The sequence below is a fragment of the Bacillus paramycoides genome (genome assembly GCF_038971285.1).
Classification (GTDB): Bacteria; Bacillota; Bacilli; order Bacillales; family Bacillaceae_G; genus Bacillus_A.
On the sequence record NZ_CP152427.1, the window covers coordinates 4,707,501 to 4,720,598 of the forward strand.

Consider the following 13,098-nt stretch of genomic DNA (forward strand, 5'->3'; position numbering starts at 1 on the left):
GAACCATCCCACTTCACTACATGGTTTGATGGAGTTTGGTGGTCAATCGTTACTATCTTTACTGTTGGCTACGGTGACTTTGCCCCACATACAACGATGGGCAAACTTATCGGTATGGGTATTATTTTATTAGGAACAGGGTTTTGTTCTTATTATATGGTATTGTTCGCTACTGAAATGATTAATAAACAATATATGAAGATTAAAGGAGAAGAAGCTGCAACTTCTAACGGTCATATGATTATTGTTGGCTGGAACGAACGGGCAAAACATGTTGTAAAACAAATGCACGTTTTACAACCAAACCTTGATATCGTTTTAATTGATGAAACACTTTCTTTGCTTCCAAAACCATTTCATCATTTAGAATTTATAAAGGGTTGCCCTCATCATGATCAAACGTTATTAAAGGCTAATATTACAACAGCTCACACTATATTAATAACAGCCGATAAAGAAAAAAATGAAAGCTTAGCAGATACACAATCCATTTTAAACATTTTAACTGCAAAGGGGCTCAACCCAAACATTCACTGCATCGCTGAACTACTTACTTCTGAACAAATACAAAATGCAACGAGAGCTGGTGCATCAGAAATTATAGAAGGAAATAAATTAACGAGCTATGTAATTACCGCTTCACTTTTATTCCCTTCCATTTCAGGCGTACTATTCTCACTTTACAATGAAATCTCTGATAATAAATTACAACTGATGGAGCTTCCTCCGTCCTGCGCTGGACAAACTTTTGCAAATTGCAGCTATACTCTCTTAAAGCAAAACATTCTCTTACTAGGTATAAAGCGCGACGAACAATATATGATTAATCCGGTCCATTCCTTTGTTCTCATTGAAAGCGACATACTCATTGTTATTCACCATTAAGAAAATGTTTTTCTAGTTCCTGCATGAGCACTTTCCCAATATTGATATATTTTCTTTTCACTTCTCCATCTGGATCTTTCGGCTCCGCAAATTGATCTATTCCGCTCGTTCCGGCTGTTAACGTATTTACATGATCATCTAGTTCGTCTTGATATACGTGCGAAAGAATATACGGTGTTCCAAGACGAACTATTACACCAGGTACATCTAACTCTCCATCTACTGCTGTAAATGGCACTCGCAGAAATTGATAGCCATCTTCTTCATCGATCTTATAATCAAAGCATCCTTTATCATAATCCCAATTACCACCAATGCTATATCCAAGTGGCTTCATTATCTCTTCTAACTTATATAACGCATATGTACGTCCTTCTAAATTTGATTGAATTGGAATCAAGCCCATCCCTCCTAGACTTTTTCTTTAGCATACCCACTCTAGTTTGAATATACTGATGGACTTTTCGATGAAATAATAAAAAGCGACCGAATCCGGTCGCTTTTTATTATTTCAAACGTTCTTCTAATTCTGCTTTTAACTCTTCAAACCCTGGTTTACCAAGTAAAGCAAACATGTTTTTCTTGTATGCTTCTACTCCTGGTTGGTCAAATGGATTTACTCCTAATAAGTAGCCGCTCATCGCACATGCTTTTTCGAAGAAGTATACAAGGTAACCGAATGTGTACTCATTCAATTCAGGGATATTTACGATTAAGTTCGGTACTCCACCATCGCTATGTGCAAGTAATGTACCTTCGTATGCTTTTGTGTTTACGAAGTCTACAGTTTCACCAGCAAGGTAGTTTAATCCATCTAAATCGTTTTCTTCTGATTCGATTGTTAGTTCATGTGTAGATTTTCCTACTTTCAGAACTGTTTCAAATAAGTCACGACGACCTTCTTGAACGTATTGACCTAATGAGTGTAAGTCAGTTGAGAAGTTAGCTGAAGATGGGAAAATACCTTTTTGATCTTTTCCTTCACTTTCACCAAATAACTGTTTCCACCATTCAGCGAAGTATTGAAGTGCGGGCTCATAGTTAACAAGCATTTCAATTGTTTTTCCTTTATTATATAAAGCATTACGGACTACTGCATATTGGTAAGCTGGGTTTTCTTCTAGTTCTGATGCACTGAAGTCACCATGACCAGCAGCTGCACCTTGCATCATCTCTTCAATATTTAATCCACTTACTGCGATTGGTAATAAACCAACCGGCGTTAATACAGAGAAACGTCCTCCAACATCATCTGGAATAACGAATGTTTCGTAACCTTCGTTATCAGCTAATGTTTTTAATGCACCACGTGCTTTATCTGTAGTTGCATAAATACGTTTGCGAGCTTCTTCTTTTCCATATTTCTCTTCTAATAACTTACGGAAAATACGGAATGCTAGTGCAGGCTCTGTTGTTGTACCTGATTTGGAAATAACGTTAATAGAGAAGTCTTTACCTTCTAATACGTCCATTAAATCTTTCATATAAGTGGAGCTAATGTTTTGTCCAACAAATAGCACTTGTGGAGTTTTACGTTGTTCTTTAGAAAGTGTGTTGTAGAAAGAATGGTTTAACATTTCGATTGCTGCACGTGCTCCTAAGTAAGAACCACCGATACCTACAACAAGTAAAATGTCAGAGTCGTTTTTAATTTTTTCTGCGCATTTTTGAATGCGAGCAAATTCTTCTTTTTCATATTGAAGCGGAAGGTCTACCCACCCAAGGAAATCGTTCCCAGCTCCAGTTTTTTCGTGGATTGCATGATGTGTTACTTTCACTGCATCACGTAAATAAGTGATTTCATGTTCACCGATGAAGGATAACGCTTTAGAATAGTCGAACGTTACATGTGTACTCATCTTTTTCCCTCCAATTATGGATATGTATTTCTGTATTCACTTTAGCGAAACTGAAGTTGTAAATCAAGCGATTCAACCATTGTAAACGTAACCAAAATATATTTTTTAGAAAAAGTTCATTTTTTGCATAAAAATTCGCATTTTTCGGTATAGATGTATATACATCCTTTTTCTTATATTTTTTATGTATAAAAACAACATAACTACACCATTCTATAAAAGAGTTAATTAACTCATCGCTTGCTCATGCTTCACAATTAAGGGGGCTTTTTCATGAGTACACTACAACGTATCGCATTAGTCTTTACTGTAATTGGCGCTGTGAACTGGGGACTAATCGGGTTCTTCCAGTTTGACTTAGTGGCAGCCATCTTCGGTGGACAAAATTCAGCTCTTGCACGTATTATTTACGGCATCGTCGGTATTTCTGGGCTTATCAATCTTGGTTTACTCTTTAAACCATCAGAAAATCTTGGCACTCACCCAGAAACGAACGAAATTCGCTAGTCAGTATGTCTTTACTTCACCTCCGACATACGAATATGATTCCATGCAATCATATTTGCAAATATATATCATAAGACAAAGTAAAAGAGGAACGCTCATATGCGCTCCTCTTTTACTTTGTTAACTCGGACTCTTCAATCCATTCTGTTAGCTTTTCTCGCAGCGTATTAAATCCGTCCTTAGATGGATTCGGTATAAGAATCCGTCCTTGTTTTCTTTTCGCCGCTTTTAACGATAAACTCATTTTTCTGTGTTCTTCATCAATTGAAAGTACTTTTACTTCTACTGTATCGCCGACTTTTAAAAAATCATGAATATCCTTTACATATCCATTTGTAATTTCAGATATATGCACAAGTCCTTGTGTTTCTGCATCTAACGCTACAAATGCACCGTAATCTTGAATCCCAGTCACTTTCCCTGTTACAACCACTCCTGTTGTATATTGTTCTGACATATGAAACACTCCCATACGTTTACCATTTTCTCTACAATTGTAGATAGCAAAGCAGATGATTTATTGTTAAATATCCGATTAGTTAATACGTACCCTAAGTAAAGCTACAAAAGATACGTATACCTTATATTAGTAAATTATACCACTATGACAGAGCTCATTCAAAATTCATGAAAAAATTTCCTTAAGTAAGTATAATTATCCAATATTAGGATAGAATACTAACACATGGCTTTCTAGTATTCCCCCCCCTTTTATGGACAAAACGTATTGTGTTTTGTCCTTTTTTTATTCTCTATAAACCGTTCCATTCTCTTCATTGCTTCCATAAGCTGTTCAAGTGATGTTGCATATGAACAACGAATAAATCCTTCACCACTTTCGCCAAATACACTTCCAGGTACAACAGCCACTTTTTCTTCTAGTAATAACTGTTCTGCAAATTCCGCCGAAGATAGTCCAGTTGAAGAAATGGAAGGAAAGACATAAAATGCTCCGCCCGGCACATGACATGTTAATCCCATTTCATTGAAAGATGTCGTCATAAAATTACGTCGTTTCTTATAACTGTCTCTCATTCGAATTACTTCATCATTTCCCGCACGTAACGCTTCAAGTGCTGCAAACTGAGACATTGTCGGGGCACACATCATAGAATATTGGTGAATCTTGAGCATTAGTTCTGAAAAGTGAACAGGAGCTGCAATCATGCCGAGGCGCCATCCTGTCATCGCAAATCCTTTTGAAAATCCTGAAATTAAAATCGTATGCTCGCGCATATTTTTAATATTCGCAAAACTTTTATATACTTCGTCGTATACAAGCTCTGCATAAATTTCATCAGATAATACGATTAAATTGTACTTCTCAACAATCAACGCTATTTCTTCCAGCTCGGATTTATTTAACATCGCACCTGTTGGATTATTTGGTGAACAAAGTAAAATCGCCTTTGTTTTTGCTGTAATAGCTGCTTCAATTTGTTCTGGTTGTACTTTAAACTCATTTCCTAAAGTAGTCGCCACCGGAACCGGAACTCCTCCAGCTAATGTTACAAGCGGTGCATAAGAAACGAAACTTGGTTCAATAATGAGTACTTCATCATCAGGATTTATAATGGCGCGCATCGCTACATCTAACGCCTGACTCGCTCCAACTGTAACAATGATTTCATCGTTTGGATCATAAGATACTGCAAATTGTTTTTTTAGATACTTTGCTATTTCTTGACGGAGCTCCAATAATCCTGCATTTGCTGTATATGACGTATATCCTTGTTCTAAAGAGCGGATACACGCTTGCCTCACATTCCAAGGTGTAACGAAGTCAGGCTCTCCTACTCCAAGAGAAATAACACCTTTCATATTTGCTGCTAAATCGAAAAACTTTCGAATACCTGATGGTTGTAACGATTCTGCTGCTCTAGATAGTTCAAATTGCTTCATGGTGTCACCACAATTCGCTTATCATCATCGTTTTTTTCATAAATAATTCCCTCATGCTTATACTTCTTCAAAATGAAATGCGTTGTCGTAGAAACGACGGACTCAATTGTTGCTAATTTCTCAGAAACAAACATAGCTACTTCTCCCATTGTCTTTCCTTCTAACGTAATAGAAAGATCGTATGTCCCTGACATTAAATACACAGACTTTACTTCTGAGTAGCGATAAATTTGTTCAGCAACCGCATCGAACCCAACGCCGTGCTTTGGCGTAACTTTCACATCGATCATCGCCGTTAAACCAGTATGTTCTTTCACCTTCGTCCAATCGATATGTGTTACATAATCCACGATAATCTTTTCCGCTTCTAATTTTTCAACCATTTTCTTTACTTCTTCTACTTCTATATTTAACAGCTTCGCTAATGTATCTACAGTTAATCGACTACTTTTTTCAAGACAAGCTAATAATTCTAATTCCTTTTCTGTCACCATATAAATCACCCTTCCTTTTCGTTTGTGTCTAAATTATACAAATACCCTTTCCAGTTTGAAAAGAAGATTTTTTTAGTGAATTATGTCAAAATAAAGTGAAACTTTAATCCATGGAAAGGTTCACCCCATGGGTTATTAGTTGAACCAATCGGGCTTTTACGAGCAGTTGATCTCCCACCTCACTTCTTTATCTCAATCGTCTTTTAGGTGGGAGTCTTACTGCTCGTTAAAGCGGGGCAAAGTGAAACTTTAATCAGCGGAAAAATGCATGATAAAGCGAAAGGGGATGGAACCGTGAAACCAAAAGTTTATATTGCTGAGCCAGTTCCAACATTTGTAGAAAAATATTTATCAGAACACTGTGATTATGAAAAATGGGAGAAAAATGAGAAGGTACCTCGTGATGTCCTATTAGAGAAAATACAAGATAAAGATGGTTTATTAAATTTTGGATCTGCTATTAATGAAGAATTATTAGAGGCAGCTCCTAACTTAAAAGTAGTGAGCAACATTTCTGTCGGTTACGATAATTTTAATTTACAAGCGATGGAAAAGCGAAATGTAATCGGAACGAATACACCATATGTATTAGATGATACAGTAGCTGACCTTGTTTTTGCTCTTATGTTATCTGCTGGTCGCCGTGTTTGCGAACTTGACTCCTACGTAAAAAATGGTGAATGGAATGCCGAAATTGGAAAAGAGCACTTCGGGCTGGATGTACACCATAGTACAATCGGCATTATCGGAATGGGCCGAATTGGTGAAGCCGTTGCAAAACGAGCAAAATTCGGATTTGATATGGATGTTCTTTATTATAACCGTCGCCGTAAAGAAGAAGCGGAGCAAAAATTCGATGCTACATATTGTGATTTACAGACGCTACTAAAGCAATCTGACTTTATTGTTCTTCTTACTCCATTAACAGATGAAACGTATCATCTTATCGGAGAAAAAGAATTTTCATTAATGAAAGAAACAGCAATCTTCATTAATGCTTCTCGCGGGAAAACAGTCGATGAAGAAGCGTTAATTCATGCCTTAACAGAAAAGAAAATCTTTGCAGCAGGCATCGATACTTTTACACAAGAGCCGATTCAACAAGACAATCCGCTCTTATCCTTACAAAATGTTGTTACTTTACCACACATCGGATCTGCAACATTAAAAACTAGGCAGCAAATGGCTATGACAGCCGCTGAAAATTTAGTCGCTGGATTACAAGGAAAAACACCGCCTAATATTGTTCGCGCATAATAATGAATAAGTGAAAGGCAAGATGACATCGTCATCTTGCCTTTTTTTGTTAACATATTTTTTTCTGCCTTGGAGATGATATGAACAAAAATCAATGGAGTGACAAAAAATGAATCACGAATATGCTTGTCCTTATTTCACTTTTTCCACTCGCGGCACTACTGTTCATTACGAATTGTATGAACATGACAATAAAACAGAACGTCCTACTTTCGTACTCGTTCACGGCTTTTTATCTTCCTCATTCAGCTACCGCCGTCTTATCCCTTTACTATCGAAGGAAGGAACAGTACTAGCTCTTGATTTACCACCGTTCGGTAAAAGTGATAAGTCGCATCTATTTAAGTATTCTTATCACAACTTAGCAACGGTTATTATCGATTTAATTGAACACTTATCTCTCTCCAAGATTGTATTAGTTGGGCATTCTATGGGTGGGCAAATTTCTCTTTATGTAAACCGTATACGTCCTGAATTAATCTCAAAGACAATTTTACTATGTAGCTCTAGCTATTTAGCACGTGCAGCTTTGCCTTTGCTATATTCTTCTTATTTACCGTTCTTTCATTTATATGTAAAAAACTGGATTATCCGACGCGGCATCGTTCATAACTTAATGAATGTCGTTCATGATCACTCATTAATTGATGATGAAATGAAGGAGGGTTACTCCGCTCCTTTTTACGACAATCGTATATTCCCCGCTTTAACTCGTATGATACGCGATCGTGAAGGTGACTTATCTTCAACTGAATTACAAAAAATCGAAACACCTACGCTACTCATTTGGGGTGAAAAAGATCGCGTCGTCCCTGTACATGTAGGTCATCGTCTACACAAAGATTTACCGAATTCGAAATTTATTTCTTACGAAAATACAGGGCATTTACTACCTGAAGAAAAACCTGAACATGTTTATGAAGAAATTATCGCTTTTTCTGCGCAATAATTATAAAGGGCTGTCGGAAATCCCGACAGCCTACAATGAACAACTTCCGCCTTCTTTTATTACAAGTAATTCCACAGCTAACTTCTCACATTTTTCAAGCGCAGGTACTTCCTCAAAAGACATAAAGTATATATGTTGAATCTTCTTTGCGATGTATTTTGGATCATCAAACACACTTACGACGTTCACAACATCACTCGCTTCTGTTTCATAAAACTCCGGTCCCATTTGAAACGGATCCCAATTCTTCACAACCTCTATCATCTTTTCATATGCACCCATTCGCTTCCCGCCTTTTCACTTTTTAATACTTTTCTTTATCCTATCACATCAGCTATTCTATAAGAAGAGAGAGAACTTTCATAACTTAACGGTTTTACAGAAGAAGGGGGCAAACTTATGCAACTATTTCATAAAACAATCAATCGCCGTGGAACTCATAGTATAAAATGGGATACATATAAAAACGAAGAACTTATCCATGCTTGGATTGCTGATATGGACTTTGAAGTACCACAACCAATTCAAACTGCTTTAAAGAAACGTATCGAACATCCTATTTTCGGCTATACACTTCCACCTGAAAATATTGGAGATATTATTTGTAACTGGACAAAAAAACAGTACAACTGGGATATTCAAAAAGAATGGATTGTCTTTAGCGCAGGAATCGTTCCGGCTCTTAGTACGAGCATACAGGCCTTCACAAAGGAAAATGAATCCGTTCTCGTACAACCGCCTATTTATCCCCCATTTTTCGAAATGGTTACAACAAACAATAGACAATTATGCGTGAGTCCATTACAGAAACAAAATGATACATATGCAATAAACTTCGAGCATTTAGAAAAGCAATTCCAACAAGGCGTCAAACTTATGCTTCTTTGTAGTCCTCATAATCCAATCGGGCGTGTTTGGTCAAAAGAGGAACTCACACAGCTTGGCGCGTTATGTACGAAATATAATGTAATCGTTGTAGCGGATGAAATTCATTCCGATATTATTTACGCAAATCATACACATACACCCTTCGCTTCCTTATCAGAAGAATTAGCAGCGCGTACCATTACTTGTATGGCTCCGAGTAAAACATTTAATATTGCTGGATTACAAGCATCGATTATTATCATTCCAAACGAAAAACTCCGTCAAACCTTTACCTCTATCCAATATAGACAAGGTTTTCACGGATTAAATACATTCGCCTATACAGCGATGCAAAGTGCTTATACAGAATGTAACGATTGGCTAAATGAAATTCGATTATATATAGAAGATAATGCTCAATTTGCTTGTAAATATATTAAAGATCACATACCTGCTCTTTCTGTAACAAAGCCAGAAGGTAGCTTTTTGTTATGGATTGATTGCTCTCGCCTACAACTTTCTCAAAACGAACGTACCACATTGCTTGAGGAAAAAGGGAAAATCATCGTTGAGCCTGGTGAAAAATACGGATTAGGCGGCGAAGAACATATTCGAATTAACATCGGCTGTCCAAGATCTGTTTTAGAAGAAATTTTAAATAGACTGCGCCATACGTTTTCTTTATAGTTGCCACTATCGGCGTTTAACAAAAAGGCTACCGCGCACGGTAGCTTTTACTTTTTCTTCATATCCGACGCTTTTTTTACAATAACACCACAAGCAATTCGATCACCTGATTTACCTGTCGGTTGTGTCATACCATCGTCAGCATTTTCTGTAATAATAATAGACGCTCCATCTTTTCTATGAATCGTCGTTTTTCCTTCTTCAAGCGTTATGTGCGGCGCATCGATTTCTGCTTTAATTTTCCCAGAACCGTCTGCAATTACGTTTGGTAAATCACCGTTTTCTGTACCCTTCGGATTAAGGAGTCCATGCTTTTTATTATCAGGATTAAAATGATTCCCAGATGATTCAAATCGTGGTGCTTTACACTCACCGATTTCGTGTACATGTATACCGTGCGGGCCAGGTGTGAACCCTTCCCCTTTAATCGTAATTTTCACTCCGCTTGTTTGCTGCACTACTTTCGCAGTCCCAACCTCATCGCCTGAAGCATTATGTAATTTCACGTCAATTTCTTTCGGCTTTCCTTGGTCACAACCTGCCATCAGAAATATTAAACAACAACTGAAAAAAAGCCGTTTTTTCATTCTATTCCCTCCAAAATACATTCTGCCCTTAGATTGTCCGAGCATAGAGGGAAACATACAAAAATGAGTTACTGTTTCTTCTCAGCTAACAGCTTTTCTTCAACTTTCTGTAATCGATCTGCTTCTCGTTTTGATACACGAATGAACATACGCCACGTAGCAACCGCACCAATGATGAATAGAACACAAACAATCCCTGGAATAATATATTCTGTTTTATCTTCTGGAAAATATAAAGGCATCATATAAGATAGAACACTCCTTCATTAGAGGATTTATAAAACATCAGAATTTTCTGTTATGTTACTTTAAATTATAGTTGAACCGATTCATATTCTCAAGGGGGCGTTCCGAAAGCGAATGATTTCTTTGACTCCTTCTTCTACTTTCCTTACTATAAACTTGAGGTGAAAAATATGAGAGAAACATTTGAAATTGGCGAAATCGTTACTGGTATTTATAAAACTGGAAAATACATCGGCGAAGTTACAAATAGCCGTCCTGGCAGTTACGTCGTAAAAGTATTAGCTGTTTTAAAACATCCAGTGCAAGGTGACTTACATAACGTAAAACAAGCAGACGTACCATTTTTCCATGAAAGACGTGCTTTAGCTTTCCGTGAACAGACGAACATTCCAGAGCAAATGGTGAAGAAATATGAGGGAGAAATTCCAGAGTATACAGAGTCACTCAAATTAGCATTAGAAAATCAAATGAATTCATTTTCTGAAGATGATTCACCTTTTGCGGTTCGTAGTCTAGAAACATTAGAGCAGTTAAAAAAAGACTACAAACTTTAAAAAAACAAAACGACCAAATTACATACTGTGCAATTTGGTCGTTACTGTGTACTCACTTTCTTTAATACTTTTGAAAAATCAACGAGTTCTCCTAATGTTGGAGGTGCCGGTTTCACTAAATACTCTTTATCTTTTTCTACTAATTTAAAAATATTATACGTCGTCATTGCATCATCTAGCGCACAATGATGCTTACCTGTCCCTACTTTTCCATACGCCTCAATTGCTTTCCACAATCCTGTTTGATTTCTCTCCCCAAAAAACTTCTTATACTCCATTGATAAATCACGACACTGCCCTAAGAACGGAAAGTCGACTCCTGCCATTTCACAATTATGCTTCAACACTTTCATATCCATATTTCCCCACGTAACAATGGTTGGTTTACATCTCTTTTCATATTCTGCAAGTTTTTCAACGAGTTCTGGAAACGAAATTCCTTTATCTACGGCTTCTTGTTTAATCCCTAAAAATTTCTTACATCGATCCGTTAATGAAGGAAACGTTTTCGGCCTAACATGAGCTGAATATGTGTCTTCTACTTTACAGCCGACAACCGAAACGAGTCCTACCTCAATAATTTCCGGGAAAAATCCTTTTGGTTTTTTTCTGTGCTGGGGCATCGTAAACTCAAAATCTAAAAATAAAAATTGTTGTTCATCCATACGATCCCTTCCTTATCATCTTTGTCATTCCTTTCTATTTGACACTCCTACACGAACAAGCTCGAATGCTAATTCCATTTTAAATATTCAGATTGGATGTATCTTATATATATGTCAAATACCCGCAAATATTTTTAAAAATACGAAAAAGTAACAGTTGCAGAAAATATAACAAAATATGCCCTTTCATTTACATCCGACATTTTTCTAATTTATAATGACTTTATGTGTGTTTCATCTAGTTAATTTTTGACACACTAAGAAAGGTGAATGAAAGGAGATGAGAGTTTTGCACGAAACAACGCAAGAGCTCGCAAACTGGCAGTATTATTTTGCTATCGCAGTCTTTTTAATTACATATGCCATTATTATTTCTGAAAAAATTAATCGCGCTGTCATCGCACTTCTTGGTGCAGCACTCATGGTAATTATGGGGGTCGTTGATTTACACAACGCCTTTACGAAACATATTGAATGGGGGACGATTACGCTACTCATCGGTATGATGATTTTGGTGAACATTACGAGTAAATCGGGTGTCTTCCAATACGTTGCCATTAAAGCAGCAAAAGGAGCGCAAGGAAATCCAATTAAAATTTTAATTTCCCTTTCCTTACTTACTGCGCTTGGTTCCGCATTTTTAGATAACGTTACAACTGTACTTCTTGTTGTTCCAGTTACTTTATCTATTACGCGCATACTGCAAGTAAATCCTGTTCCTTATTTACTTTCTGAAATTATTTTTTCAAACATTGGAGGAACAGCAACATTAATTGGTGATCCACCTAATATTATGATTGGTTCTGCAAATAAGCATTTAGATTTCAATGCATTCTTATTCAACTTAGCACCTATCGTAATTATTATTATTGGTGTGATAGCGACAATCCTTTACTTCATGTATCGTAAACAATTAATTGCTGATCCTGTACAAGTTAAGAAATTAATGAGTTTAGATGAAAAGAAGTATATTAAAGATCCAGTATTAATGAAAAAATCTTTAACAGTACTTGGACTTACAATTGTAGGTTTCATGACTCATTCGATTTTCCATGTTGATGCAGCTATCATCGCTTTAACTGGTGCTACTGTACTTATGTTAATTGGTGTGAAAGAACATGAAATTGAAGAGGTATTTGCAAGTGTTGAGTGGGTAACAATCTTCTTCTTCGCAGGACTATTCGTACTCGTTGGAGGACTTATCGATATCGGTCTTATTAAAATGTTAGCTCAAAAAGTAATTGGCATAACGGGCGGAGACATTTCTTACGCATCTATCCTTATTTTATGGGTATCTGGTATCGCCTCGGCAACAATTGATAACATTCCATTCGTTGCAACAATGATCCCACTTATTAACGATATGGCAGTTGGGCTAGGATTATCACCTTCTGACGCACAAATCGACGTATTATGGTGGGCATTAGCATTAGGTGCTTGTCTAGGTGGAAACGGAACATTAATCGGAGCTTCTGCTAACGTAATCGTTGCAGGTATCGCAAGCCGCGAAGGACATAAGTTTAGCTACATGGACTTCCTAAAAGTCGGTTTCCCAATTATGATCGTTTCATTAATCATTTCTCATATTTATATTTATGTACGCTACCTTATGTAGTAGAAAAAGCGCTCTAATAATCAG

Annotated in this window: 16 protein-coding genes (1 of these 16 cut by a window edge); 7 read left to right on the forward strand and 9 right to left on the reverse strand. The window is 36.8% G+C overall.

All coding sequences use genetic code 11. The features are described 5' to 3' along the window. Positions 1–885, forward strand: the 3' portion of a protein-coding gene (locus AAG068_RS24560; RefSeq protein WP_342716140.1) for a potassium channel family protein. It extends 111 nt beyond the left edge of the window; the window shows 885 of its 996 coding nt (coding positions 112–996); its start codon lies beyond the left edge, outside the window; the stop codon is at positions 883–885. Here AAG068_RS24560 and AAG068_RS24565 read toward each other — a convergent pair. After that, on the reverse strand, positions 872–1,285 hold the full coding sequence (locus AAG068_RS24565; protein ID WP_342716141.1) for a YugN-like family protein: 414 nt from the start codon (positions 1,283–1,285) through the stop codon (positions 872–874). The genes AAG068_RS24560 and AAG068_RS24565 overlap by 14 nt on opposite strands. A gap of 106 nt (positions 1,286–1,391) precedes the next feature. Further along, a complete protein-coding gene (locus AAG068_RS24570) occupies positions 1,392–2,744 on the reverse strand; it encodes a glucose-6-phosphate isomerase (protein ID WP_342716142.1) in 1,353 nt (450 codons plus the stop codon). 273 nt (positions 2,745–3,017) lie between these two features. On the opposite strand from AAG068_RS24570, the gene AAG068_RS24575 reads away from it, so the two are divergent. Then, positions 3,018–3,251, forward strand: coding sequence for a DUF378 domain-containing protein (locus AAG068_RS24575; protein ID WP_000105788.1), 234 nt, complete (start codon positions 3,018–3,020; stop codon positions 3,249–3,251). Between the two features lie 112 nt (positions 3,252–3,363). On the opposite strand, the gene yugI is transcribed toward AAG068_RS24575, so the two are convergent. The 3 genes from yugI to AAG068_RS24590 form a co-directional block, all read right to left on the reverse strand. Next, positions 3,364–3,708 (reverse strand): S1 domain-containing post-transcriptional regulator GSP13, encoded by a 345-nt coding sequence (gene yugI, locus AAG068_RS24580; protein ID WP_000003767.1) that lies wholly within the window; start codon positions 3,706–3,708, stop codon positions 3,364–3,366. A gap of 254 nt (positions 3,709–3,962) precedes the next feature. Continuing rightward, on the reverse strand, positions 3,963–5,153 hold the full coding sequence (locus AAG068_RS24585) for an aminotransferase (RefSeq protein ID WP_342716149.1): 1,191 nt from the start codon (positions 5,151–5,153) through the stop codon (positions 3,963–3,965). Then, positions 5,150–5,647, reverse strand: coding sequence for an Lrp/AsnC family transcriptional regulator (locus AAG068_RS24590; RefSeq protein ID WP_000255706.1), 498 nt, complete (start codon positions 5,645–5,647; stop codon positions 5,150–5,152). The genes AAG068_RS24585 and AAG068_RS24590 overlap by 4 nt, the downstream gene beginning before the upstream one ends. Before the next feature lie 264 nt (positions 5,648–5,911). On the opposite strand from AAG068_RS24590, the gene AAG068_RS24595 reads away from it, so the two are divergent. After that, positions 5,912–6,904: a 2-hydroxyacid dehydrogenase gene (locus AAG068_RS24595; protein ID WP_342716150.1), complete on the forward strand. Its 993-nt coding sequence runs from the start codon at positions 5,912–5,914 to the stop codon at positions 6,902–6,904. Between the two features lie 109 nt (positions 6,905–7,013). After that, positions 7,014–7,853: an alpha/beta fold hydrolase gene (locus tag AAG068_RS24600; protein ID WP_342716151.1), complete on the forward strand. Its 840-nt coding sequence runs from the start codon at positions 7,014–7,016 to the stop codon at positions 7,851–7,853. A gap of 30 nt (positions 7,854–7,883) precedes the next feature. On the opposite strand, the gene AAG068_RS24605 is transcribed toward AAG068_RS24600, so the two are convergent. Next, positions 7,884–8,135, reverse strand: a complete 252-nt coding sequence (locus AAG068_RS24605; RefSeq protein WP_342716152.1) for a YugE family protein — start codon at positions 8,133–8,135, stop codon at positions 7,884–7,886. A gap of 117 nt (positions 8,136–8,252) precedes the next feature. On the opposite strand from AAG068_RS24605, the gene AAG068_RS24610 reads away from it, so the two are divergent. Beyond that, positions 8,253–9,407: a MalY/PatB family protein gene (locus AAG068_RS24610; RefSeq protein ID WP_342716153.1), complete on the forward strand. Its 1,155-nt coding sequence runs from the start codon at positions 8,253–8,255 to the stop codon at positions 9,405–9,407. 47 nt (positions 9,408–9,454) lie between these two features. On the opposite strand, the gene sodC is transcribed toward AAG068_RS24610, so the two are convergent. Continuing rightward, positions 9,455–9,994: a superoxide dismutase [Cu-Zn] gene (gene sodC, locus AAG068_RS24615; RefSeq protein ID WP_342716154.1), complete on the reverse strand. Its 540-nt coding sequence runs from the start codon at positions 9,992–9,994 to the stop codon at positions 9,455–9,457. Between the two features lie 68 nt (positions 9,995–10,062). Beyond that, complete coding sequence (locus AAG068_RS24620; RefSeq protein ID WP_000982762.1) at positions 10,063–10,239, reverse strand: hypothetical protein; 177 nt, start codon at positions 10,237–10,239, stop codon at positions 10,063–10,065. A gap of 171 nt (positions 10,240–10,410) precedes the next feature. On the opposite strand from AAG068_RS24620, the gene AAG068_RS24625 reads away from it, so the two are divergent. Continuing rightward, complete coding sequence (locus AAG068_RS24625; RefSeq protein ID WP_342716155.1) at positions 10,411–10,794, forward strand: kinase-associated lipoprotein B; 384 nt, start codon at positions 10,411–10,413, stop codon at positions 10,792–10,794. Between the two features lie 41 nt (positions 10,795–10,835). Here the strand turns inward: AAG068_RS24625 and kapD are convergent, their stop codons facing one another. Beyond that, positions 10,836–11,459: a 3'-5' exonuclease KapD gene (kapD, locus tag AAG068_RS24630; RefSeq protein ID WP_342716156.1), complete on the reverse strand. Its 624-nt coding sequence runs from the start codon at positions 11,457–11,459 to the stop codon at positions 10,836–10,838. A gap of 289 nt (positions 11,460–11,748) precedes the next feature. Here kapD and AAG068_RS24635 point away from each other — a divergent pair, with 289 nt between their 5' ends. Further along, positions 11,749–13,074 (forward strand): ArsB/NhaD family transporter, encoded by a 1,326-nt coding sequence (locus AAG068_RS24635; protein WP_342716157.1) that lies wholly within the window; start codon positions 11,749–11,751, stop codon positions 13,072–13,074. The last annotated feature ends 24 nt before the right edge of the window (positions 13,075–13,098 follow it).